22 protein-coding genes are annotated in these 22,101 nt (G+C 74.4%); 8 read left to right on the top strand and 14 right to left on the bottom strand.

The window, feature by feature from the left end; translation table 11 throughout:
• The first annotated feature begins 278 nt into the window (after positions 1 to 278).
• The gene (gene lnt / locus Cph01nite_RS08195) at positions 279 to 1,847 is read left to right on the top strand and encodes an apolipoprotein N-acyltransferase (protein ID WP_203673103.1); all 1,569 of its coding nucleotides are present in this window, start codon (positions 279 to 281) and stop codon (positions 1,845 to 1,847) included.
• 118 nt (positions 1,848 to 1,965) lie between these two features.
• On the opposite strand, the gene Cph01nite_RS08200 is transcribed toward lnt, so the two are convergent.
• Complete coding sequence (locus tag Cph01nite_RS08200; RefSeq protein ID WP_203673104.1) at positions 1,966 to 2,310, bottom strand: RNA polymerase-binding protein RbpA; 345 nt, start codon at positions 2,308 to 2,310, stop codon at positions 1,966 to 1,968.
• Positions 2,311 to 2,596: 286 nt separating this feature from the next.
• Here Cph01nite_RS08200 and Cph01nite_RS08205 point away from each other — a divergent pair, with 286 nt between their 5' ends.
• Positions 2,597 to 3,544 carry an aldo/keto reductase gene (locus Cph01nite_RS08205; RefSeq protein WP_203673156.1) on the top strand — a complete coding sequence of 316 codons (948 nt, stop codon included), beginning with the start codon at positions 2,597 to 2,599 and terminating at the stop codon, positions 3,542 to 3,544.
• A gap of 32 nt (positions 3,545 to 3,576) precedes the next feature.
• Here Cph01nite_RS08205 and Cph01nite_RS08210 read toward each other — a convergent pair whose 3' ends face one another.
• On the bottom strand, positions 3,577 to 4,029 hold the full coding sequence (locus Cph01nite_RS08210) for a hypothetical protein (RefSeq protein WP_203673106.1): 453 nt from the start codon (positions 4,027 to 4,029) through the stop codon (positions 3,577 to 3,579).
• Positions 4,030 to 4,476: 447 nt separating this feature from the next.
• Between Cph01nite_RS08210 and Cph01nite_RS08215 the strand changes: the two genes are divergently transcribed.
• Positions 4,477 to 5,568 (top strand): fatty acid desaturase family protein, encoded by a 1,092-nt coding sequence (locus Cph01nite_RS08215; protein WP_203673108.1) that lies wholly within the window; start codon positions 4,477 to 4,479, stop codon positions 5,566 to 5,568.
• A 40-nt stretch (positions 5,569 to 5,608) separates the two neighbouring features.
• Here the strand turns inward: Cph01nite_RS08215 and Cph01nite_RS08220 are convergent, their stop codons facing one another.
• The 3 genes from Cph01nite_RS08220 to Cph01nite_RS08230 all read right to left on the bottom strand — a co-directional run bounded on the left by Cph01nite_RS08220 (position 5,609) and on the right by Cph01nite_RS08230 (position 7,083).
• The gene (locus Cph01nite_RS08220) at positions 5,609 to 6,115 is read right to left on the bottom strand and encodes a GNAT family N-acetyltransferase (RefSeq protein WP_239069127.1); all 507 of its coding nucleotides are present in this window, start codon (positions 6,113 to 6,115) and stop codon (positions 5,609 to 5,611) included.
• Between the two features lie 45 nt (positions 6,116 to 6,160).
• Positions 6,161 to 6,376, bottom strand: coding sequence for a hypothetical protein (locus tag Cph01nite_RS08225; RefSeq protein ID WP_203673111.1), 216 nt, complete (start codon positions 6,374 to 6,376; stop codon positions 6,161 to 6,163).
• 62 nt (positions 6,377 to 6,438) lie between these two features.
• On the bottom strand, positions 6,439 to 7,083 hold the full coding sequence (locus tag Cph01nite_RS08230; RefSeq protein WP_203673112.1) for an MBL fold metallo-hydrolase: 645 nt from the start codon (positions 7,081 to 7,083) through the stop codon (positions 6,439 to 6,441).
• Between the two features lie 113 nt (positions 7,084 to 7,196).
• On the opposite strand from Cph01nite_RS08230, the gene Cph01nite_RS08235 reads away from it, so the two are divergent.
• Positions 7,197 to 7,961, top strand: a complete 765-nt coding sequence (locus tag Cph01nite_RS08235; RefSeq protein ID WP_203673113.1) for a ParA family protein — start codon at positions 7,197 to 7,199, stop codon at positions 7,959 to 7,961.
• An 89-nt stretch (positions 7,962 to 8,050) separates the two neighbouring features.
• On the opposite strand, the gene Cph01nite_RS08240 is transcribed toward Cph01nite_RS08235, so the two are convergent.
• From Cph01nite_RS08240 to Cph01nite_RS08275, 8 genes are all read right to left on the bottom strand, one after another.
• On the bottom strand, positions 8,051 to 8,638 hold the full coding sequence (locus Cph01nite_RS08240; RefSeq protein WP_203673114.1) for a MerR family transcriptional regulator: 588 nt from the start codon (positions 8,636 to 8,638) through the stop codon (positions 8,051 to 8,053).
• A gap of 158 nt (positions 8,639 to 8,796) precedes the next feature.
• Positions 8,797 to 9,303: a bifunctional nuclease family protein gene (locus tag Cph01nite_RS08245; protein WP_203673157.1), complete on the bottom strand. Its 507-nt coding sequence runs from the start codon at positions 9,301 to 9,303 to the stop codon at positions 8,797 to 8,799.
• An 88-nt stretch (positions 9,304 to 9,391) separates the two neighbouring features.
• Positions 9,392 to 10,153: a transcriptional regulator FtsR gene (ftsR, locus tag Cph01nite_RS08250; protein WP_373307552.1), complete on the bottom strand. Its 762-nt coding sequence runs from the start codon at positions 10,151 to 10,153 to the stop codon at positions 9,392 to 9,394.
• Positions 10,140 to 10,613 (bottom strand): FHA domain-containing protein, encoded by a 474-nt coding sequence (locus Cph01nite_RS08255; RefSeq protein ID WP_203673115.1) that lies wholly within the window; start codon positions 10,611 to 10,613, stop codon positions 10,140 to 10,142. The genes ftsR and Cph01nite_RS08255 overlap by 14 nt, the downstream gene beginning before the upstream one ends.
• A 166-nt stretch (positions 10,614 to 10,779) precedes the next feature.
• On the bottom strand, positions 10,780 to 11,928 hold the full coding sequence (locus tag Cph01nite_RS08260; protein WP_203673116.1) for a DUF881 domain-containing protein: 1,149 nt from the start codon (positions 11,926 to 11,928) through the stop codon (positions 10,780 to 10,782).
• Positions 11,925 to 12,257, bottom strand: a complete 333-nt coding sequence (locus Cph01nite_RS08265; protein ID WP_089799054.1) for a small basic family protein — start codon at positions 12,255 to 12,257, stop codon at positions 11,925 to 11,927. The genes Cph01nite_RS08260 and Cph01nite_RS08265 overlap by 4 nt, the downstream gene beginning before the upstream one ends.
• Positions 12,254 to 13,234, bottom strand: coding sequence for a DUF881 domain-containing protein (locus tag Cph01nite_RS08270; protein ID WP_203673117.1), 981 nt, complete (start codon positions 13,232 to 13,234; stop codon positions 12,254 to 12,256). Before Cph01nite_RS08270 ends, Cph01nite_RS08265 begins: the two co-directional genes overlap by 4 nt.
• Entirely contained in the window at positions 13,234 to 13,836 is a 603-nt protein-coding gene (locus Cph01nite_RS08275) for a CDP-alcohol phosphatidyltransferase family protein (protein ID WP_203673119.1), read from the bottom strand. Before Cph01nite_RS08275 ends, Cph01nite_RS08270 begins: the two co-directional genes overlap by 1 nt.
• Before the next feature lie 139 nt (positions 13,837 to 13,975).
• Between Cph01nite_RS08275 and Cph01nite_RS08280 the strand changes: the two genes are divergently transcribed.
• Together Cph01nite_RS08280 and Cph01nite_RS08285 are read left to right on the top strand one after the other, a co-directional pair.
• The gene (locus Cph01nite_RS08280; protein WP_203673121.1) at positions 13,976 to 14,383 is read left to right on the top strand and encodes a CoA-binding protein; all 408 of its coding nucleotides are present in this window, start codon (positions 13,976 to 13,978) and stop codon (positions 14,381 to 14,383) included.
• A gap of 258 nt (positions 14,384 to 14,641) precedes the next feature.
• On the top strand, positions 14,642 to 16,402 hold the full coding sequence (locus Cph01nite_RS08285; protein WP_239069128.1) for a DEAD/DEAH box helicase: 1,761 nt from the start codon (positions 14,642 to 14,644) through the stop codon (positions 16,400 to 16,402).
• A 67-nt stretch (positions 16,403 to 16,469) separates the two neighbouring features.
• Here the strand turns inward: Cph01nite_RS08285 and Cph01nite_RS08290 are convergent, their stop codons facing one another.
• The gene (locus Cph01nite_RS08290; RefSeq protein WP_203673124.1) at positions 16,470 to 19,133 is read right to left on the bottom strand and encodes a substrate-binding domain-containing protein; all 2,664 of its coding nucleotides are present in this window, start codon (positions 19,131 to 19,133) and stop codon (positions 16,470 to 16,472) included.
• A 77-nt stretch (positions 19,134 to 19,210) separates the two neighbouring features.
• Between Cph01nite_RS08290 and Cph01nite_RS08295 the strand changes: the two genes are divergently transcribed.
• Together Cph01nite_RS08295 and Cph01nite_RS08300 are read left to right on the top strand one after the other, a co-directional pair.
• Positions 19,211 to 20,305: a LacI family DNA-binding transcriptional regulator gene (locus Cph01nite_RS08295; RefSeq protein ID WP_203673125.1), complete on the top strand. Its 1,095-nt coding sequence runs from the start codon at positions 19,211 to 19,213 to the stop codon at positions 20,303 to 20,305.
• A 362-nt stretch (positions 20,306 to 20,667) separates the two neighbouring features.
• A partial coding sequence (locus Cph01nite_RS08300) for a glycoside hydrolase family 6 protein (RefSeq protein ID WP_239069130.1) occupies positions 20,668 to 22,101 on the top strand: 1,434 nt, incomplete at its 3' end.

The following is a 22,101-nucleotide window of genomic DNA, read 5'->3' on the forward strand; positions in this document are numbered from 1 at the left end:
GCACCGATCCTCGTGACCTGGTCCGACACGCGCTTGACAGCGGTCGTCAGGGGGGTAGTTTCGCAGTGGCCCGTCGTTGCGGGCACCGGAGGGGGACCCACACGTACCGCTGACCGGTGTCGCACGGTCCGAGCTCCGACCGGGTCCGCGCGTTCAACAGAAAACGGCAGGACTCGTCCTCGCCGGTACGAAGGACGCGCGGGCCGGTCGGTCGGGCCGGCCGTGCGGTCCGGTGGCAGGCAGCCGGTTCACCCAGCCTGCTGCCGTACCCTGCTGCGGTGCCCCTCCCACCGTCCGCCCGCTGGCTGACGCTCGTGCTCGCCGCGGCGGGGGGATGGTTCACGCGCCTGGCGTTCCCCGAGCCCGGGTGGTCGGTACTGGCACCCCTGGGGATGGCCCTGCTGTACCTGGCGCTGCGGCGCGACTCGGCCCGCTGGAACGCGCTGGTGGGGCTGGTGTGGGGTCTGGCGTGCTTCGGCCCGATGATCCGCTGGGCGGACGAGGCCGTCGGACCGGTGCCGTGGCTCGCCCTCACCATCCTCGAGGCGTCCTACGTGGCCCTGTTCGGAGCCGCGTGGGCCTGGGCGCGGCGCGGGCACGCCGTGTGGCGCAGCGGCTGGTGGCAGCTCCTGGCGTTCGTCCTCATCTGGGTCGGGGCCGAGGAGCTGCGCTCGGCGTGGCCGTTCGGCGGGTTCCCCTGGGGTCGGCTCGCCTTCTCCCAGGCCGACTCGCCCCTGTCCGCCGTCATGTGGCTCGGGGGCACGCCACTGCTCAGCGCGGTCGTCGCAGCCCTCGGCGTCCTGTTGGCGCGCGCGGCCCTCGCGGCCGGCCAGGTGGCCCTCGGCCGCACGCTGGGTGCGCTGGGTGCCGCGGGCGGGCTCGTCGCGGCGTCGCTGCTGATCCCGCTGGACACGGTCGCCCAGGCCGGCACGCTGCGCGTGGGCGCCGTCCAGGGCAACGTCCCCGAGCCGGGCCGCCTCGACGCCTTCGGCGAGCGTCGGCAGGTCCTCGACAACCACGTCGCCGGGACGCGTGCGCTGCTCGACCAGGTCGCGCCGGGCGAGCTGGACGTGGTCCTGTGGCCGGAGAACGGCACGGACATCGACCCGCAGGTCGACGAGGAGGCCGCCGGGCTCATCGACGGCGTCGCCCAGGAGGTCGCCGCACCGATGCTCGTCGGTACGGTCCAGTACCCCGACAGCGGCCGCCGCTACAACACCGCCCTGCTCTGGGAGCCGGGGGTGGGCCCCGTCGCGTCGTACTCCAAGCAGCGTCCGGCCCCGTTCGCCGAGTACATCCCGATGCGCTCGTTCGTCCGGCACTTCTCCGACGCCGTCGACCTGGTGACGCGGGACATGCTGCCCGGCACCGAACCGGGAGTCGTTCCCCTGGAGTCGTCGCGCCTCGAGCGGACCGTCGTGATCGGCGACGTCATCTGCTTCGAGGTCGCCTACGACGGGATCGTCCGCGAGGCCGTGGCCCAGGGTGGCGAGCTCCTGGTCGTCCAGACCAACAACGCGTCCTTCGGGTGGTCCGACGAGTCGACGCAGCAGCTGGCGATGTCCCGCCTGCGGGCCATCGAGCACGGCCGGGCGACGGTGCAGATCTCGACCGTCGGGGTGAGCGCGCTGATCGCGCCCAACGGGGCCGTCCTGCAGCGCACCGAGCTGTTCACCGCGGACCAGATGGTCGCGTCCCTACCGCTGCGCGAGTCCCTGACGCCGGCCACCCGGGCGGGGGACTGGCCCGCGCTGACGGCCGACGTGCTGGCCGTGTGGGCCGTCCTGGCCGGCATGGTGGGGGCTGCGCGCCTGCGGCGCGACGAACGCCCCGACGGCCCGGCCTGACCCCGGCGCGCCGACCCGAGTGAGCCGGGGTCGTCGACGACCCCGGCCGGGCAGCACGACGCCCCGGTGGCGGACCACCGGGGCGTCGTCGTCAGCGAGGCTCCCGCTCCGCGGCGCGTCAGGCGCTGCGGCGCAGCTTCCCGGCACGCAGCAGGCCGAGCCGCTCGTCCAGGAGCTCCTGCAGCTCGTTCACCGTGCGGCGCTCCAGGAGCATGTCCCAGTGCGTGCGCGGCGGCTTGCCGGCCTTCGCCTCGGGCTTGGACGCGTCGCGCAGCAGCGCCTCCGTGCCGCACCGGCACTCCCACACCACCGGGACGTCGGCCTCGACGGAGAACGGCAGGATGATGGTGTGCCCGTTCGGGCAGTCGTAGTGAGCCTGGAGCCGAGGGGCGAAGTCGACGCCCTCCTCGGTCTCCATGCTGTGGGACCCGATGCGCATACCGCGCAGGGACCTGTTGGCCATGGTGGACCTCCGTGCCGTGTCGTCCCGGTAGCCCGTGCCTGCCGGGCCCTGCCGGGTCGTGAGTCGAATCGTTCTGCTACCTGACCCTCAACGTGGGCGGGGACCACGATGTTCCGGCCCGCCGTGAAGGTCTGGTGAACACACACTCTGTCAGCAACGCGGGTCCGTCGCGCGCCGGATCCGGGGGAGGGGAGCGTCATCCGCCCGCACGACGCGGGTGGGATGCTCCGGTCGGGTGGCGTGGCGGGCCGGGTCTGCGGGTCTGCCTAGTCTGGTGAGCATGACCATGACGTACCGCCGGCTCGGCGACAGCGGCCTGACCGTCTCGACGGCCGGCCTGGGATGCAACACGTTCGGCGCGACCCTGGCCCCGGACGGCGTCGCCGAGGTCGTCGCTGCGGCGCTCGACGCGGGCGTCACGTTCTTCGACACCGCCGACGTGTACGGGGGAGCGCCGGGGCAGAGCGAGGAGCTGCTGGGGGCCGCGCTGCGGGGTCGACGCGACGACGTCGTCGTGGCGACGAAGTTCGGTGCCGACGCCGGCGGGCTCAACGGGGCGGACTGGGGCGCACGAGGGTCGCGCCGCTACGTCCGCCGCGCGATCGAGGGCTCGCTGCGCCGCCTCGGCACGGCCCACGTCGACCTCTACCAGCTGCACACCCCCGATCCGGCGACCCCCGTCGAGGAGACGCTGGCCGCCCTGCACGAGCTGGTGGTGGAGGGCAAGGTCCGGTACCTCGGGTCGTCGAACCTCACGGCGTGGCAGGTCGTGGACGCCGACTGGGTCGCGCGCTCGGCCGGCACCGCGCCGTTCGTGTCGGCGCAGAACCGGTACAACCTGCTCGACCGCGCTGCCGAGGCCGACCTCGTGCCCGCGGCCGAGCACGTCGGGGTCGGCATCCTGCCCTACGTCCCGCTCGCCTCGGGCCTCCTCACGGGCAAGTACCGACGCGGCGAGGCCGCCCCCGAGGGCAGCCGCCTGTCGCGCATGCCGGACCGGCTGGCCGCCGCGGACTTCGACCGTGTCGAGGCACTGTCCGCCCTCGCCGAGCAGTGGGACGTCGACCTGCCGACCCTCGCGCTCGGCGGGCTGGCCGCCCAGCCGGGCGTCACGTCGATCATCGCCGGTGCGCGGACCCCGCAGCAGGTGCGTGCGAACGTCGCGGCGTCGCTGTGGGAGCCGACGCTCGAGCAGCTCACCGCGATCGACGAGGCGTCGCCCGGACCCGTCTGACCCGTGCGACCGACGCGCTGCCGGACGCCGACTCACGGCGCCAGGACGCGTGCCCGGTGCTCACCGACCGCGACGACGGCGCTCACCGCCACTCCCTGGTCGGCCGTCGCGGTCCGCAGCGCGTGCTCCCACGACCTCTCGAAGGCGCCACGGTCACCGCCGGCCGCCCGCACGATCGCGACCGCGATCGACCCGCCCGGCGCGTCGTGGGCGAGGATGTCCGCCATCGCGACGACGACCTGACGGACGTGGGCGGGATCGGGCTGCAGCGGGATCCCCACCAGCGGCAGGACGACCGGCAGCATCATGCCGCCGGCGTCGATCAGCACGATCCACAGTGCCGGTGGGCCGGCGCGTTCGGGGCCCACCAGCGAGATCATCACGTCGAGGATCTCGTCGACGTCGCGCACCGGGTGGGCCGGCAACGCCGGCAGGTCGTCGTCCGGTCCGGGCGCCGCCCATCCGGGCGTCTCGGGCGTGTTCATGGCACGAGGCTGCTGCCGTGCACCCGGGCCCGACGCCGCGGCGCCACGATCTGTGGACCGATGTCGCACGATGTCGACCTGTGGTCGGCTCGGACCCGGGCCCGATCGCAGTGCCCGAGCAGGCCCCACCGGAGCGCCGATAATGTGCATTATGACAATCCAGCGGAGCTGAGCGACCACCGACCCGCCCGATGCCCTCCCCGGGCGGTCGGCGGCCAGGGCGTCGGCGTCCAGGACGTGGACGACCCACGACGTGTCTCGCCGCTGCCGGGCGCGTCGTCCCGTCCACCCCGTACGATCTGGCCAGGTCCAGGGACCCCGTCCGGCTGTCGTCGGTCCGGCGTCCGCGCACCCCGTAAGGAGAGCTCCATGCACGTCCACCGCTCCTCACGCCCCGCACGCCGCGGCGGCCCCGCGACGACGACCAGGGCGAGGTAGAGCATGGACATGCACCAGGTCCCCGCGACCGCCGTGCGCGAGGGCACGCGCGTGCGCGACCGGGTCGTCAGCGACTTCACCGCCCTGAGCCGCACCGTGGAGGCCGCCGGCCTGCTGCGCCGCCGGCACGCCTACTACTGGACGCGGTTCGTGGTGCTGACCGTGCTGCTGGCCGCCCTCGTGGCCGCGCTCGTGCTGGGTGGCCCGTCCTGGTGGCAGCTGGTGACCGCGGCCCTTCTGGCAGTCGTGCTCGGCCAGGTGATGTTCCTCGGCCACGACGCCGCCCACCGCCAGATCTTCGACTCCGGGCGCTGGAACGACTGGGCCAGCCTGGTCATCGCGAACCTCTACGCCGGGATGAGCTACGGCTGGTGGCAGCACAAGCACTCGCGCCACCACGCCAAGCCGAACCAGATCGGCGCCGACCCCGACATCGGGACCGGCGTGCTCGCGTTCCACACCGAGGACCTCCCCGCCGCGCGCACCGGCCTCAAGGGCTGGTTGACGCAGCGTCAGGGCTGGCTGTTCTTCCCGCTCCTGCTGCTCGAGGGCCTCAACCTGCACGTCTCGGGGGTCAAGACGATCTTCGGACGCGGTCCCGTCAAGCGACGCCCCGTCGAGATCGCCTTCGTCACCGCGCGGATCGGCGGCTACCTGGCCCTGGTGTTCTGGGTGCTGCCCGTCGGGATGGCCTTCGCCTTCCTGGGCGTGCAGCTCGGCCTGTTCGGCCTGTACATGGGCGCGGTCTTCGCCCCCAACCACAAGGGCATGCCGCTGGTCCCCCGCGACGCACGCGTCGACTTCCTCCGGCGGCAGGTGCTCATGAGCCGCAACGTGCGCGGCGGACGCCTCACCGACCTGTTCATGGGCGGGCTCAACTACCAGATCGAGCACCACCTCTTCCCCAGCATGCCCCGTCCGCACCTGCGGCAGGTGCAGCCGACCGTCCGCGCCTTCTGCGCCGAGCGCGGCATCCCCTACACGGAGACGTCGCTGCTCGAGTCGTACGGGATCGTGGTGCGGCACCTCAACGCGGTCGGGCTCGCGGCGCGCGACCCGTTCCAGTGCCCCCTGACCGAGCAGTACCGGTCGGTGCGCTGAGCACCGGTGCCGGGTCCTCGCCGGACCCGGCACGCGCCGCTCAGGTTCCGATCAGTCCCCCGCGGGCCGTGTGACGCACGTAGCGCTCCTCCGTGCGGTCGGGATCGCGCGGCAGCACCTGCCGCTCCCCCGTCCGGGTGAAGCCGGCGCGCACGTACAGGTCCACGGCCGAGGCGTTGTCGTCCACGACCCACAGGGACACCGTCGAGGCACCCTGGGCCGCGCCGCCGCGCACCACGGCGTCCAGCAGGGACCAGCCGATCCCCTGCCGACGGACCTCCGGCGCCACCCACAGCGACACGACGTGGCGGTCGTCCTCCGGCGACCCCGGCTCCTGGACGAGCGAGACGAGCCCGCGCGGCTCCCCCGCGTCGTCCACCGCGACCCAGGTCGCGCTGGTGCGCAGGCGCATCCGCCAGTGCGACTCGGCGAAGCGCTCCTCGCGGGTCAGGGACGACCCGAACGCGTCCGGTGACTCGCGCAGCGAGCGGAGCCGGACGTCACGAACCGTCTGCCAGTCGTCCTCGTCGACGTGTCGGATCAGCACCGGCTCAGCATGCCTCATCCGCGCAGCAGATCGCCCGTGGCACGCTCACCCGACCTCGCGTGCCGTCGGCCCCTCGTCGCGCACACCGTGGGAGTCGGCCAGCAGCACGTCGTCACCGTCGGTGACCAGCGCGTCGCCACCGTGTCCGGCAGGGTCCGGGACGGCCCGGGCGACGTCGGCGACCTCCTCCTCCGGGCGCGGCGGGACGCTCTCGTCGTACTCCAGCTCGGGTACCTGCTCGGCATCGAACGACTCGGTCATGTCGGCCTCCTTCCGGCGGCGACCACGCTAGCCGCCGCGCCTCGCAGCGGCGACCGGGCGTGCTAGGGGACGTGCACGCTGCTGCCCGGCTCCGGCGTCAGGACCTCGGCCGCCGTCAGCTGGCCCAGCATCCGGACGGCAGCGGCACGCCCCAGGTCGCTGAGCAGGGCGTCGTGGATCGGCACGACACGACGCGGCGCGACGGCGCGCACGTGGTCGACCACGTCCCCGAGCCGCAGCCACGGGGCGCCGACGGGCTCCAGCAGGACGTCCACCGGGGTCCCGGCCGGCGGCCGGGTGTACGAGTCGCCCGGGTGCAGGACGGAGCCGTCGACGAGGTACGCCACGTTCGCCGGGCGCGGGACGTCGGCGTGGATGACCTCGTGCAGCTCGCCGAGGACCTCGACGCCCACCCCGACGACCTCGAACCTGTCCCCCGCCCGCACGGCGTGCAGCCGCTCACGGCGCGCGCCCGCGGCCGCCAGCGCGTCGAGGACCTGCTCGGGACCCCGGACCTCGACGTCGACGGCGGCGGCGATCGCGTCGACGTCGACGTGGTCGGGGTGCACGTGCGTGATCAGGACGACCCCCACCCCCTGGAGCGCCGCGGGGACGTCGCTGAACGAGCCGGGGTCGATGCTGAACGAGCCGTGCGCGGTGTCGATCCGCACGCAGGCGTGCCCGAGGCGCGTGAGGGTGAGTGCCATACCGCCCATCCTGGCGCAGATCAGGGCGCACGTCCCGGCCGTCCGGGCGACGGTGACACGCGCACGGACCCGGGCGTTTCGTGACCGGCGCCTCCCCCGGATACGGTTGCCGCGTGCTGGTCCTCGGTGTGTGCAGCCTCAAGGGTGGTGTGGGCAAGACCTCCGTGACGCTCGGGCTCGCCTCGGCAGCCCTGGAGCGCGGCCTGCGGACGCTGGTCGTCGACCTCGACCCGCAGGGCGACTCGACCATGGCGCTCGGCACCGCGGCCGGCCAGGGCGACGTCGCGTCCGTCCTGGACGCCCCGTCGTCCCAGTCCGTCGCCGCAGCCACGGCGCCGTCGTCCTGGGCCGACCACGGGCTGGACGTGCTCGTGGGCTCCGAGCGCTCGGTGCTCCACGACCGCGTCGACGACAGCGACGCGGGCCGGCTGCGCGCCGCGCTGTCGTGGGTCTCGGGCTACGACCTCGTCCTCATCGACTGCCCGCCCTCGCTCGGCGGCCTGACGCGCACCGGGTTGACCGCGTGCGACCGCGCCGTGGTCGTCACCGAGCCCGGGCTGTTCGCCGTCATGGCCGTCGGCCGCGCCATGCGCACCATCGACGAGCTCCGCCGCGGGCCTGCACCGTCGCTGCAGCCGCTGGGCATCGTGGTCAACCGGGTCAGGGCCCGGTCGGTCGAGCAGGCGTACCGCCTGCAGGAGCTGCAGACCCTCTACGGGCCGCTCGTGCTCACTCCCAACGTGCCCGAGCGTGCGGCGCTGCAGCAGGCGCAGGGAGCCGCTCAGCCCGTCCACGTGTGGCCCGGCGCAGCGGCAGCCGAGCTGGCCGACGTGTTCGACCAGCTGCTGGACCGCGCGGTCCGCGCACCACGCCGCTGACCGCCCGGCCGCCACGCCGTCGCGCGGACGTCGTCACCGCGGCGCGGACGCTGCGCGGTGAGGGCGTCGGTGCGTCAGCCGGCAGTGCGTCAGCCGGCGGTACGTGCCTGCCGGCGCAGCGCGAGCTCGTCGTGCGCCGCGGGCGCTGCGGCCGTCGCGTCGTCGTCGGCGCGCTCGTTGGGCAGCTCGGCGAGCGTCCCCTCGACCTCGCGCCACACGCGGCCCACGGCGATGCCGAAGACCCCCTGCCCACCCTGCACGAGGTCGATGACCTCGTCCGGGGAGGTGCACTCGTAGACGCTGGCGCCGTCGGACATCAGGGTGATCTGCGCGAGGTCGTCGACGCCGCGCTCGCGCAGGTGCCCGACGGCCGCGCGGATCTGCTGCAGGGACACCCCCGTGTCGAGCAGCCGCTTGACCACCTTGAGCACGAGGATGTCGCGGAACGAGTACAGGCGCTGCGTCCCGGAGCCTGTCGCGGGGCGCACCGACGGCTCGACCAGGCCGGTGCGGGCCCAGTAGTCGAGCTGCCGGTAGGTGATGCCCGCGGCGCGGCAGGCGGTCGGGCCGCGGTATCCCGTGGTCACGTCCAGAGCCGGCAGGTCGTCGTCGAACAGCAGGCCCTGCGCGTGCTGCGGGATCGCGCCGGTGTCGTCGGCGCTCTCGTTGCGGATCACGGGGCCCTCCCTCGGCGGCGCCGGGAAGGCGGCCGCACTGTGCTGGTTCTTCGGCCACGCTAGGCCTGCGAGGTCGGGGGCGCAACGAGCCGGGACCGGCGTGTCGCGTCGAGAGGTCTCACCTTCAGGTGGACGTCGAGGTTCTTCACCCGATCGGATCAGGCATCTCGGGTCCCTCCGCCCGTTCCCGGCTCGTGCCCGGTCTCGAAGTCCTCGGGCGACACGTGGTCGAGGAACTCCCGGAACTGGGAGATGTCCTCCTCGCTGGCCGCGGGACGCACCTCGATCCCCGCCAGCGCCACCACCTCGGCCGAGCACAGCACCCGGCAGGCGAAGCGCAGCGCCACGGCGATCGCGTCGGACGCCCGCGCGTCGACGCGTCGTCCCGAGACCAGGACCAGCGCGGCGTGGAACACGCCGTCCTCGAGCCGCGTGATCTCCACGTGGTCCACCGGTGCGCCCGCGGCCACCAGCGCGTCCCGCAGCAGGTCGTGCGTCATCGGGCGCGGCGGCACGATGCCCGCCTGCGCCGCCGCGATCGCCGAGGCCTCGGTCGGCCCGATGAGGATGGGGACGAGCAGCGCCGCGTCGGGGTCGAGCAGCAGCACGACGATCTCGTCGTCGGCCAGGTGCGTACGCACGCCGACGACCTCGACCGGGACCATCTCGGGTTCGACGCCCACACGGACACGCTACGTCGCGCAGCCCGCGGCGTCTGCCTCGGGGCGCCGGCGCCGGTCGCCGGATGCGCCCTCAGGGGGCGAGGTCGTGGACCGCCGAGCGCACGAGGGCCGTGTGCATCCGCGCGCACAGCTCCCCCACCTCGGCGGCGAGCGTCCCGGCGCGCGCACGCGAGGACACGCTGCGCTGGCCCCGCCACGGCGCGACGACCTGCTCGACCAGGTCGGCCTGACGGTCCGCCGCAGCGCGGAAGGTCCGCAGGTGGCGCGGGTCGATGCCGTGGTCGGACAAGGAGGCCGCGACCGAGACGACCTCGCGGGCCCACGGGTCGAAGACCCCGCGGGCGCCCGGGCGCAGCACGCCCTGCGCGACGAGCTCGGTGACCAGCTCGACCGGCACGCCCGACTCCTGGGCGAGACGCTCGGCCGTGAGCCGGTCGGACGCGGGTGCGACACCGTCGCGCGTGGCGAGACGGGCGCGCGGCGGCGCCTCGTCGTCCTGCCCCGCGTCGAGCGCCGCCAGCCGCTCGCCGATGACCTTGAGCGGCATGTAGCGGTCCCGCTGCTGGGTCAGGACGAACCGCAGCCGCTCGACGTCCGCCGGCGAGTACTGCCGGTACCCCGAGGCGGTCCGCACCGGGTCGACCAGACCCTGCTCCTCGAGGAACCGGAGCTTGGAGGTGGTGACCGCGGGGAACTCGATGCGCAGCGCGGCGAGCACGTCCGAGATCCGCATCGTGGCGCGGCGCGACAGGCCGCGGGGCCACGGCTCCGCGGCGACGGCCGCCGGTTCCTCCTCGGCCGCCGCGCTCACGGCGCGCTCAGGACGCGTCACGGTGAGGGCTGGGGTGGAACGTCATGCGGTACTTGCCGATCTGCACCTCGTCCCCGGGACGCAGCGCGGCCGCGTCGATGCGCGCGCGGTTGACGTAGGTGCCGTTGAGGGAGCCGATGTCCCGCACGACGAACTGCTGACCGTCCCGGACGAACTCGGCGTGCTTGCGCGACACCGTCACGTCGTCGAGGAAGATGTCGGCGCTCGTGCTGCGGCCCGCGGTCGTCCGCTCGGCGTCGAGCAGGAAGCGGGCGCCGGCGCTGGGACCACCACGCTGCATGAGCAGCAGCGCGGACGTCGGGGGCAGCGCGTGGACCGCGGCAGCCTCGTCCCCGGTCAGACCGACAGGAGGAGCCTCGGCGTCGACGGGCTCCAACGAGCCGAACGTCATCGTCGTGTCGGGACCGTCGCCCCGATAGGCGGGCAGGACGCCGTCCGGCGCCCCTCGATCGTCGCTCATGCGCACCTCCCGTGTCGGTCGCGGGCACCCCGTGCGAGCGCGCTCGCCGTCGACCCAGCCTTGCGGGACTCACCCTATGCGGTGTCGGCGCGCACGCGCAGCACGCACGCAGCGCCGCCCGGGTGACACGCCGCGCCGCGGGCGCCGTCCGACGCCGCCGGACGCGTCACCTGTCGTCGGGCAGCGGTGAGGCGTGCACGGGGTCCGGCAACGTGCGTGTCGCGGTCACGTCGACCTGGTCGGACTTCTCGACCGTCGCCCGCCCACCGTCGGCCCGGACGCGGACCAGCGCGCCCCCGGGGATCTCCAGCGCCGGGGCGATCGTGTCGGGGTCGCCGATCACGATCCACCGGTAGGGGGACTCGATCGTCGCGCCGTCCAGCTCGACCGAGCCGCGGGCACCGGTGAAGGCGCTGCTCGCCGTGATGCGGTGGCCGTTGAGCTCCATGGCCTCGGCCCCCGCGTTCCGGAGCTCCTCGAGCACGTGCAGCATCGTCGCGGGGCGGATCTCGCCGTCGGGCTCGGTCAGGGTGATGCGGACGCCGGGGCCCGTCGCCGGCAGTCGCCCCGTGAGGATCCCCTGCATCGCCGCGGTGCGCCGCGCAGCGTCGAGCGCCGCCTGCTGGCGGTCGGACCCCGACACCAGCTCGTCGCGCTCACGCTGCAGGTCGAGGGACTCCCGTTCGAGCTCGTCGGTGCGCGTCGTGGTCTCGTCCAGCAGACGGACGAGGTCGTTCTGACGCAGGCCGCCGAGCTGCGTGTCCGTGGCCTGGCGGACCTGGACGACGAGGGCGAAGCCGAGCAGCGCGCACAGCCCTGCGGTGATGATCTGGCCCTGGGTGGTCCGGGGCCGGATCGCGTGGCCCAGCCTGGCCCAGCCGGACCGGGGCGGACGGACGGGCGGGCCACCCGCGGGAACAGGCGGGGCGGCTGCGTCCGGCTCGTCGCGCGACGGGTCGGCGACGGCCGGCGTCCCGGCGGCGAGCTCGGACGTCGGCGTCTCGGGCAGGGACCGGTCGGCGCCCACGTCGTCGGCGCCGCCCTCGTCGTCGGCGCCGATCTCGTCGTCGGCGCCGATCTCGGCACTCGGCACCACGACGTCCGGTGTCGACCCGTCGGGGTCGACGGTCGACGGCGCGCCCGGCCCGCCCGGCTCGCCCGCGGCGTCCACGACCGTCTCCGGCGGCAGCTCCCCCAGCCCCAGGGGGTCGCGAGGGTCGATCACCGGCCCGTCGTCGAGCAGGCCGTCCCCCGTCGGCCCGTCGCCGCCGGGGGGATCCGGCAGCCCGGGGCGGGTCCCGTCCGCGCTCGTCATGCCTTGAACAGGTGCCGGCGGATCGACGCGGCGTTGGAGAAGATGCGGATGCCCAGCACCACGATCACGGCCGTCGTCATCTGCGAGCCGACGCCGAGCTGGTCGCCCAGGAACACGATGAGCGCGGCGACCACGACGTTCGACAGGAACGAGGTGAGGAACACGCGCTCGTCGAAGATGCCGTCGAGGTAGGCGCGCAGCCCGCCGAACAGCGCGTCCAGGGCGGCGACGACGGCGATCGGCAGGTACGGCTGCAGGTTCGCGGGCACGGTCGGCTCGATGAGCAGGCCGGCGACCACACCGAGCACGAGCCCGATCACGGCGATCACCTGGTCTCCTCCCCGTCGCGTCGCACTGACCCTGCCACATCGGACGACCTCGACCCAAGGGTCCTCGGTCCGGCCGCGCCGAGGTCCGCGTCCTGCGTGTCGGAGGGGGCCACCTCCTGCGGCGCCTCGAGGTCCTCCCCCGGTACCTGCGCCGAGCGCAGCGTCAGCTGGCCGCGGCCCGCGAGCTGGAGCTCCCGCTGGGCCGAGACGCGCACGTCGATCCCGTACTGCGCGAGCGAGGCGAGGTGCTGGCCCGCGCTCAGGCGCGCGAGCCGCGTCTGCATCGACGCGGCGTCGCCGATGGCCTCGACCGTGTACGGGCTGCTGAGGGCCGTGCTGTCGACCAGCACGGCGGCGCCCGCGCTGCGGATCGCGGTGGTCGACGTCAGCCGCTCGCCGTTGACCGTGACCGCCTCGGCGCCCGCGGCCCACAGCCCGTTCACGAGGATCTGCAGGTCGTGGTCGAGGACGAGTGCGCTGCCGTCGTCCGGGGCCGTGCCGTCGGCGGGGTCGCCGTCGGTGAGCACCACCCGCAGGCCCGGCCCGACCACCGGGACCACCCCGGCCGCGACGGCGTCCCGCTGGAGCTGCGCGAAGAGCTCCGGGTCGTCCGTGGACGCGGCGTCGCCCTGCAGCTGAGCGATCTCGGCGGAGAGAGCCGCGTTGCCCCGACGCAGGTCGTCCGCGAGGGCCGTCCGCTCGCGGATCTCGGCCTCGAGCAGCGCCCGGGCCTCCAGGACCGCGGGAGCCGGGCGGCGCAGCGCGACGGCGGACGTCGTGGCGAACGCCCCGAGCAGGACGGCGAGGACGAGCAGCGCCGCACCGCCCCGCACCGTGCGCCGGGGCGCGACCCCCGCAGCGCGGCGGTCGGCGGCCTCCTGGTACCCGGGGTCGAGGGGCCGCCGGTACACCTCGTTGATCAAGGTCATCGACTCGTCCGCCGCCCGGACGGGTCCGGGCACGGCGTGCCGCGGCATCAGGTCACCCCGGCGGCACGCGCCGTGCGCGCGTCCCGGTGCATGATCGACGCCGCCTGGGTGAGGTACAGGGCGCCGGCGAACCAGTAGAGGGCCACGCCCCACAGCGCGCACGCCCACCCCAGGACGCCGGCGACCAGGCCCACGGGCGCCGGCCACTCCGAGAGCAGGAGCAGCGGGAAGGCGTACATGATGGCGAAGGTCCCGGCCTTGCCGGCGAGGTGCACCCGCAGCGGCGGGTAGCCCGCGCGGGCGAGCAGGACGAGCATCACCGCGAGGACGACGTCGCGGGCGACCAGCACGACCAGCAGCCACACGGGCACGACGCCGCGCCATGCCAGGCCGAGCAGCGTGACCAGGATGAACAGGCGGTCCGCCGCCGGGTCCAGCATCTGCCCGAGCCGCGTGACCTGGTGCATGCGGCGGGCGAGGACGCCGTCGAGCCAGTCGCTGGCGCCCGACAGCAGGAGCACCGCGAGAGCCCAGGCGTCGTGCCCCTGGGCCACGAGCCACGCGAACACCGGCACCATGAGCAGACGCGCGAAGCTGATCGCGTTGGGCACGGTGAGCACGCGCGCGCTGACCGGTACGTCCTGACTCACGCCCTCCCCTGTCGTCGTCCTGGTCGCGATCCTATGTCGCGGCGTGCCGCCGTCGGCGCCGCGACGCGGCCCGGGTGCGCCCCCGTCACCCGGGCGAGGTCCCACGGCGCCGCCGGGCGTGCGGTGGCAGTCTCGTCCCATGGACGAGAGCCGGGTCATCGACGAGCTGCTGCGGACACCGGCCAGGTGGGCCGTGGTGGGGTTGTCGACCAACCGGGCGCGGGCCGCCCACGGCGTGTCGGCGTACCTGCAGCGCCTCGGGCACACGATCGTGCCCGTGCACCCGACCGCGTCGACCGTGCACGGCGCGCAGGGCTACGCCCGCCTGGCCGACCTGCCCGAGCCGCCCGACGTGGTCGACGTGTTCGTCAACAGCTCGCGTGCCGGCGCGGTCGTCGACGAGGCGGTGTCGGTCGGGGCGCGCGCGGTCTGGCTGCAGCTCGGCGTGCGCGCCGACGACGCCGTGGCGCGGGCGCGCGCGGCCGGGGTCGTCGTCGTCGAGGACAGGTGCCCGGCGATCGAGGGTCCGGCGCGCGGGCTCGGCTGAGCCCGCGCACGTCGTGTGCGGGACGTCACGCCGGGCCGCCCGACCGGTCCGGCCGCTGACCAGGTAGGCTGTCCAGGACATCTGGAGTCGTGTCGCATCCCCTCTCGTGGGGCGGGTCAGCCGGTCGTCCGGCCACCACCCCCCTTCTCGTGCACATGCGTGCGCCGTTCACGGCGCGTGGTCTGGTTCGGGGTGAGCGACGTCCGGGTCGTCGTGACGACGCCCCGGCTCTCCCCCGCTGCCACCGAACGGTCATCCATGAGCACCCCCATGTCCCCTGCCCTGCCCACGACCCCCGCCGGGTCCGCGACGACGTTCGCCGACCTCGGCCTGACGCCCCAGATCCTCACCGCCGTCGAGCGGCTCGGGTTCTCCTCGCCCACGCCCGTCCAGGAGCAGACGATCCCGGCCCTGCTCGCGGGTCGCGACGTCGTGGGCGTCGCCCAGACCGGCACCGGCAAGACGGCCGCGTTCGGCCTGCCGATCCTGCAGTCCATCGACCCGGACGTCGCCGCGGTCCAGGTCATCGTCCTGACCCCGACGCGCGAGCTCGCGATGCAGGTCGCCGACGCGATCACGACGTTCGCGGCCGACATGCCGGGCCTGCAGGTCGTCCCCGTGTACGGCGGGTCGCCGTACCTCCCCCAGCAGCGGGCCCTGGCGCGCGGCGCCCAGGTCGTCGTCGGCACGCCGGGCCGCGTCATCGACCACATCGAGCGGCGCACGCTGCGCCTCGAGGACGTCCGGTTCCTCGTGCTCGACGAGGCCGACGAGATGCTGCGCATGGGCTTCGCCGAGGACGTCGACAAGGTGCTCTCCGGCACCCCGGCGGGCCGGCAGGTCGCCCTGTTCTCCGCGACGATGCCCACGCAGATCCGGCGCGTCGCCGACCAGCACCTCGTCAACCCCGTGTCCGTCGCGGTCACGCGCCAGTCCTCCACGGTCGACTCGGTGCGTCAGACGTTCGCCGTCGTGCCCTACCGCCACAAGGCGGGCGCGCTGGCCCGCGTGCTCGCGGTCAGCGACGCCGACGCGGCGATCGTGTTCGTGCGGACCCGCGAGGCGGCCGAGGAGATCGGCAACGCGCTGGTCCAGCGCGGCATCGCCGCCGCGCACATCAGCGGCGACGTCGCCCAGTCGGACCGGGAGCGGATCGTCGAGCGCCTGCGCTCCGGCGCGCTGGACGTGCTGGTCGCGACGGACGTGGCGGCCCGCGGCCTGGACGTGGAGCGCATCGGCCTGGTCGTCAACCTCGACCTGCCGCGCGAGCCCGAGGCCTACGTGCACCGCATCGGCCGCACCGGCCGCGCGGGACGGTCCGGCGAGGCCCTGACCTTCGTCACCCCGAGCGAGCGGCCGCGGCTGCGGCAGATCGAGCGCACCACGCGCACGCCCCTCGTCGAGATCACCATCCCGACGCCCGCGCAGGTCAGTGCGCACCGCGCCGCAGCCCTGCTGAACCGCACCGCGGAGCGGGTGGCGGCCGGCCGTCTCGACGTGGTCCGGGAGGCCGTGCGCGAGCACCTGGCCGCGCACCCCGAGCTCGACCCGCTGGACCTGCTCACCGCCGTCACCGCGCTGGCGGTCGGCGACGAGGGCCCCGCGGCCGCCGCCGAGATCGAGGACCTGGACGACGCGGTGCGCCGCGCCCGCGAGACCCGCGCGGAGGAGGGCCGCGGCGGCGCCGTGGCCGGCAACCGGCGACGCCCCGGCACGACCGGCCCCAGCGGGCGCGCCCGCTACCGCGTGGCCGTCGGGCAGCGTGACGGCCTGCAGCCGGGCGCTCTCGTCGGTGCCCTGACCGGTGAGGGCGGCCTGACCGGCAAGGACGTCGGCAAGATCGACATCTTCGGCAGCTTCGCGCTCGTCGACATCCCGGACGGCCTGACCCCCGAGGTCGTGGACCGTCTCGGTCGCACGCGCGTCGCGGGCCGCCCGCTGCGGATCCGCCTCGACACCGGCCCGCAGGCGACCCGGGGTCCGTCCCGGGGCGAGCGCGTGCACCGCGCGCACGCCTGACGGTCCCGCCGCACGACGCAGGGGCACCACCCTCGGGTGGTGCCCCTGCGTCGTGCCGGGGCGCGCCTCAGCGCACCGCGGTGTTCCGCGGATCGCTGCGCGTCTGACCCCGCAGCAGCACGATGTCCGCCTCGCGCAGCACCTCGCTGACGTCCCGCATGCCGCGGACGGAGCCCAGCACGCCGATGGAGATCCGCGGCCCGATCTCACGACGCAACCGCTCGAGCAGCTCGGTGAGCCGGTCCGGCATCCCCCCGGGGCCCACGTCGTCGACCAGGATCGCGAAGTCGTCCTCGCCGGTGCGCGCCGTGGTGTCGCCCTCGCGCAGCGGACGTCGCAGCTGTCGCACCACCTCGCGATGCACGTCGGGAGCGTGGTCGTCGTCGCGCGAGAAGGCGCCGCTGTCGACGACGCGCACGAGAGCGACCGCGCAGTCGTAGGTGGCCGAGCGCCGACACCGCAGCAGCGCGGCTCCGAGCCGGTCGAGGAACAGCAACCTGTTGACCAGGCCGGTCTCCGGGTCGTGCAGCGCGTCGCGCTGCAGCGCGATCTCGGCCTCCTTGCGCTCGGTGACGTCGACGAGCGTGCCGACGAGCCGGGCGGGGCAGCCCGCGTCGTCGAGCACCGTCACCGCGCGGCACATCATCCACCGGTAGTCGCCGGACTGGGTGCGGACCCGGTGCTCGAGCTCGAGGGGCGTGCCGCAGCCCGCGAGCTGGGCGGCGATCGCCGCCGACAGCTCGTCGCGGTCCGCGGGGTGGACGCGCTCGAGCCACTCCGACGGCTGGTCGCCGATGACGTCCTCGGCGTACCCGAGCGTCTGCTTCCACCGCGGCGAGTAGTAGACCGTCCCGGCGGACACGTCCCAGTCCCAGGTGCCGTCGTGGGCGGCCATCGAGGCGAGCGCGTAGCGCTCCTCGCTCTCGCGGACGGTGTCCGCCAGGGCGCGCTCGCGGGCCGCCGCCTGCTCGAGCGCCTTGCGCTGCTCACGCAGGGACCCGAGCAGGCGCTCCTGGTCCAGGGCGACGGCGAGGAGCGCCGCCCAGTGGTTGAAGCGGTCGCGCGGCTGCGTGGCCCGCGTCTCCACGGTGCCGTCGATCGCGAGCAGACCCCAGTCGCTGCCGCCGAAGGTGACGGGCACGACGAACGTGAGCTCGTTGGAGCCGACGGTCCCCGCGCGGGTCAGCGCGGCGGGCGGGAACTGGCTGGCGGTCGTCCGGACCCCCACGAGGCGCGACAGCGTCCCGCTGGTGTCGTGGACACCGACGATCTCCATCTCGCGGTCGCCCGGCCCGCGGTCCGTGCCGACCCACAGGCCCAGGCAGGCGTGCCCGCGGACCCCGCGCGGCAGCCACCCGAGCGCCCGCGGGCTGGCACCGTCGCCGCGCAGCAGGTCCATGTCGACCTCGTACTGGTCGACGATCGTGCGCTCCAGCTGCCCGCTGCGCGCCAGCATGGCGCGCGTGCACCCCTTGGTGACCGCCAGCAGGACGTCCGTCACCGCGCGACGCACCGCGGTCGCGTGAGCAGCACGCGCCGCGGGCAGCGCCTCGACACGGCGGCACTCGACCGTGCGCAGCACGGTGACCATCTGCTCGAGCGCCTCGGGGTGCGGCTGCAGCGCCGCGGTGAGGTCGGAGAGCCGTCCCAGCGCGGCCGGCGCCGGCGACACGCCACGCTCGGCCGCGACCTCGACGGGCTCCTCCACGGCTCGCCACCACGCCTCGCGGGCGTCCGGGCCGGCGCGCCGGGACACTGCCGAGCCGGCGGGGCCGGCGAACGCCGACTCGGCCAGGCGCCGCAGCAGGTCGCTGACGTCCCCGGCACCGACGTCGCCACCGGGCGACGTGATCTCGGTGCACCCGCAGGACTCGCGCACCACGAGGGACGAGGGCACGCGGTGCTCCCCCGGCGTGACGTCGTCGCCCCGCATGCGGGACAGGAGCAGACCGACGGCGTGCTCGCCCACGCGACCGAAGTGGGCGTCCACCGTGGACAGCCGCGGGCTGACACGGGCACCGGAGTCGGCGTGGTCGAACGCCACGACGGCCTGGTCCCGGGGCAGCACCAGCCCGTGCGAGCGCAGCGCACGCTGGAACCCGACGGCGTTGCGGTCCGTCGCCGCGATCACCGCGGTCGTGGGGGTGCCGGCCTGCATCATGCGCGCGGCGGCGTCCGCACCGCCCTGCTCCTGGTTGTCCGACGCCTCGTACCACCACGAGTCGTCGGAGTCGATCCCGTGCTCGGCGAGCGTCGTGCGGTACGCGGCGAAGCGCTCGCGCATGTCGCGCTGCCCGAGGTTGCCCAGGAAGCCGATCGCCGTGTGACCGTGCCAGATGAGGTGCTCGACGGCGGCACGGACGCCGCCGACGTTGTCCGGCACCACCACCGGGTCGTCAGGGTGCGCCGGGTCCTCGCTGATCAGGACGACGGGCACGCCCCACTCGCGGACGGCGGCGAGCCGCTCCGGGCTCAGGGCCTTGCCGATCACGACGAGGCCGTCCACGGCACCCAGTGCGACCGGCGTGTCGAGGACGGACTCCTCCGGGTAGCGCTCGCGGTCGAGACCCGCGGGGTACGTCTGGACGGCGACGACCCGGTGGCCCACGCCGCGCGCGGCGCGCGCCACGCCGGCGATCAGCGCACCGAAGTAGAAGCCCCCCACCACAGGAGACAGGACGCCGATCGTCCGACGCACCGTGGCGGGCACCCCGCGCCGAACCGTCACCATCGATTTCCCACCTCGCCCACGCCGTCGGAGTCGAGCTGATCGCTTTTCACCCACATCGGGCGCAACACTAGGTGATCGTGGTCACTCCTGCACATGACACAGGCAAAGATGCTGTCTCTCCGACGACCGGAGCACAGCCCGTCCTCGGCGGCCCTGGCGCCCGCCGACCGACGATCACCGACGTCGCCAAGGCCGCGGGGGTGTCGATCGCCGTCGTGTCCTACGCGCTCAACGGACGTCCGGGCGTCTCGGCCGCGACCCGAGAACGGGTGCTGCGCGTCGCGGACGAGTTCGGGTGGCGCCCGAGCGCCGCGGCGCGCTCGATGCGCAGCGGGCCCCGGGCCGTCGGTCTGGTCGTCGACCGCGGGCTGACCGGAGCGGTCGGCTACGGCGCGCACGTCCTGGAGTTCGTCGTCGCCCTCCAGGACGTCCTGGCGACGCGCCACCTGGCGCTGGTGCTGCAGGTGGTCGACGACCTGCCGGCCGCGGTCGCGCTCTACGGCGAGTGGTGGGCCGAGCGCCGGTTCGACGTGATGGTCGTCACGGACGTGCGGACCGAGGACCCGCGGCTCGACGCGCTGCGGCGGCTGCGCATCCCGGCCGTGGTGGTCGGAGCCGGTGACGTCGCCGGCGAGGTGGCCAACGTCCGGGTCGACGACGAGCAGGCGGCGGAGCGGGTGGGCCGCTACCTCATCGAGCTCGGCCACCGGCACGTCGGCGCCGTGACCGGACCCGCGTCGCTCCAGCGCACGCGCTCGCGCGTCGCGGGCATGGAGCGGGCGCTCGACACGGCCGGTGCGACGCTCGTGCACGAGCCGACGGGGGGCTCCCCCGAGGAGGCCGCGGCGGCGTGCCGTCGGCTGCTCACGGGCGACCGACCCCCGTCGGCCGTGGTGTTCGACACCGACCACATGGCCGTCGCCGCGCTCGACGTGGCGCGCCGGACCGGGCTCGCGGTGCCGTGGGACGTGTCGATCGTGGCGTTGTCGGACTCGCCGCTGTGCCGGCTGGCGACCCCGTCGATCACGTCGCTGCCGTCCGTGCAGGCGGACCTCGGCACGGCGGTCGGCGAGGCGGTCCTGACGGTCCTGGACTCGCAGGCGGCCCCCGTGCGCGACATCGAGGTCGGAGGGCTCGCGGTGCGCGGCAGCACGGGCCCGCGGTCCCGCTGAGAGGCCCGCCCGTCCTATCGGCCCTGCCGGGCGCACACCCGTGCGGCAGGGCCGATGTGCGCGCTCACGTGGCGCTGACCTGGGTGTACGCCGTCGATGGCAGGCCGATGAGAAGGTCACGATCTGGTAACGGGCGGGGGCCTAAACGATTATCCCGGATCCGGTCGAGGTCGGCGCGTGATGGATTCCGCATCAGTCGCCGAGGACTCCGTCCACGGCGACTCGTATCCGTTGCCGCCGAGGGCCGGGTACGAAACCCGACCCACCCCCGGAGGACACCCGTGTCCCTACACGGCAATCGAACGGCCGGACGGCGCTGGCGCGCCGTCGCGACCGCCGCGACGGCAACGGCGCTCGTCGCTGTGCCGCTGACGCTCTCGGGCACGGCTGCGACCGCAGCCGAGGCCCACGTCGACAACCCCTACGCGGGCGCCAAGCAGTACGTGAACCCGAACTGGGCAGCGACGGTTGAGAGCGCTGCCACGCGTGCCGCCGACGCCACCCTGGCGGCACAGATGCGGACGGTCGCCCAGCAGCCGACCGCCGTCTGGATGGACCGCACCAGCGCGATCGCCGGCAACGTCGACGGCCCCGGGCTGCGGTTCCACCTCGACGAGGCGCTCAAGCAGAAGACCGGCAGCACGCCGCTCGTCTTCAACCTGGTGATCTACAACCTGCCCGGTCGCGACTGCTACGCGCTCGCCTCCAACGGCGAGCTGCCCCCGACGGCCGCGGGCATGACGCGGTACAAGACCGAGTACATCGACCCCATCGTCGACCTGCTGTCGGAGCCCAAGTACGCCGACCTGCGGATCGCGGCGACGATCGAGCCCGACTCGCTGCCGAACCTCATCACGAACAACTCCGAGGCGGCGTGCCAGACGGCCGGCCCGTACTACCGCGAGGGCGTGAAGTACGCGCTGGACGAGCTGAAGACGCTCGACAACGTCTACACCTACATCGACGCGGCGCACTCGGGCTGGCTCGGCTGGGAGACCAACGCCGGACCGGCCGCCAAGCTGTTCGCCGAGGTCGCGCGGACCACGAGGAAGGGCTTCGCGTCCGTCGACGGCTTCGTCACGAACACGGCGAACACCACGCCGCTCGCCGAGCCGTTCCTCACCGACCCGAACCGTCAGGTCGGCGGCGTCCCCGTCCGCTCGGCGAAGTTCTACGAGTGGAACACCGACTTCGGTGAGCACGCGTGGACGGCCCAGCTGCACCGCCTGCTCGTCGCCGAGGGCTTCCCTGCCTCGACCGGCATGCTCATCGACACCTCGCGCAACGGCTGGGGCGGCCCGAACCGCCCGACGGCGGTCTCGACGAGCACGAACGTCGACACCTTCGTCGACGAGTCGCGCATCGACCGCCGCACGCACCGTGGCGCCTGGTGCAACCCGCTGGGTGCGGGCCTCGGCGAGCTGCCGCGGGCCACGCCCGCCAGTGCGCCGGCCGCGTCGCACCTCGACGCGTACGTCTGGATCAAGCCCCCGGGCGAGTCGGACGGCTCCTCCCGGGAGATCCCGAACGACGAGGGCAAGAGCTTCGACCGCATGTGCGACCCGACGTTCAACTCGCCCAAGCTCAACAACCTGCCGACCGGCGCCACGCCGGACGCCCCGGTGTCGGGCAAGTGGTTCGAGGCGCAGTTCGTGACGCTCGTCAAGAACGCCTACCCGGTCGTCCCGACCAGCGGCTCGACGCCGACGCCGACGCCCTCCGTGACGCCGACGCCGACGCCGTCCGTGACGCCCACGCCGACGCCGACGGTCACCCCGACGCCGACGCCGACGCCC

The sequence above is a fragment of the Cellulomonas phragmiteti genome, from assembly GCF_016862775.1.
Classification (GTDB): Bacteria; Actinomycetota; Actinomycetes; order Actinomycetales; family Cellulomonadaceae; genus Cellulomonas; species Cellulomonas phragmiteti.

What these genes read in the sequence shown, in the direction of transcription:
- Cph01nite_RS08210 (WP_203673106.1), bottom strand. Translation starts at nt 4,029, where the DNA reads ATGAACACGCCCGAGACGCCCGGATGGGCGGCGCCCGGACCGGACGAC.
- Cph01nite_RS08255 (WP_203673115.1), bottom strand. Translation starts at nt 10,613, where the DNA reads ATGAGCGACGATCGAGGGGCGCCGGACGGCGTCCTGCCCGCCTATCGG.
- Cph01nite_RS08230 (WP_203673112.1), bottom strand. Translation starts at nt 7,083, where the DNA reads ATGGCACTCACCCTCACGCGCCTCGGGCACGCCTGCGTGCGGATCGAC.
- Cph01nite_RS08285 (WP_239069128.1), top strand. Translation starts at nt 14,642, where the DNA reads ATGAGCACCCCCATGTCCCCTGCCCTGCCCACGACCCCCGCCGGGTCC.
- Cph01nite_RS08290 (WP_203673124.1), bottom strand. Translation starts at nt 19,133, where the DNA reads ATGGTGACGGTTCGGCGCGGGGTGCCCGCCACGGTGCGTCGGACGATC.
- Cph01nite_RS08200 (WP_203673104.1), bottom strand. Translation starts at nt 2,310, where the DNA reads ATGGCCAACAGGTCCCTGCGCGGTATGCGCATCGGGTCCCACAGCATG.
- Cph01nite_RS08205 (WP_203673156.1), top strand. Translation starts at nt 2,597, where the DNA reads ATGACGTACCGCCGGCTCGGCGACAGCGGCCTGACCGTCTCGACGGCC.
- Cph01nite_RS08270 (WP_203673117.1), bottom strand. Translation starts at nt 13,234, where the DNA reads ATGCCGCGGCACGCCGTGCCCGGACCCGTCCGGGCGGCGGACGAGTCG.
- Cph01nite_RS08215 (WP_203673108.1), top strand. Translation starts at nt 4,477, where the DNA reads ATGCACCAGGTCCCCGCGACCGCCGTGCGCGAGGGCACGCGCGTGCGC.
- Cph01nite_RS08260 (WP_203673116.1), bottom strand. Translation starts at nt 11,928, where the DNA reads ATGACGAGCGCGGACGGGACCCGCCCCGGGCTGCCGGATCCCCCCGGC.
- Cph01nite_RS08245 (WP_203673157.1), bottom strand. Translation starts at nt 9,303, where the DNA reads ATGGTCCCGGTCGAGGTCGTCGGCGTGCGTACGCACCTGGCCGACGAC.
- Cph01nite_RS08225 (WP_203673111.1), bottom strand. Translation starts at nt 6,376, where the DNA reads ATGACCGAGTCGTTCGATGCCGAGCAGGTACCCGAGCTGGAGTACGAC.
- Cph01nite_RS08280 (WP_203673121.1), top strand. Translation starts at nt 13,976, where the DNA reads ATGGACGAGAGCCGGGTCATCGACGAGCTGCTGCGGACACCGGCCAGG.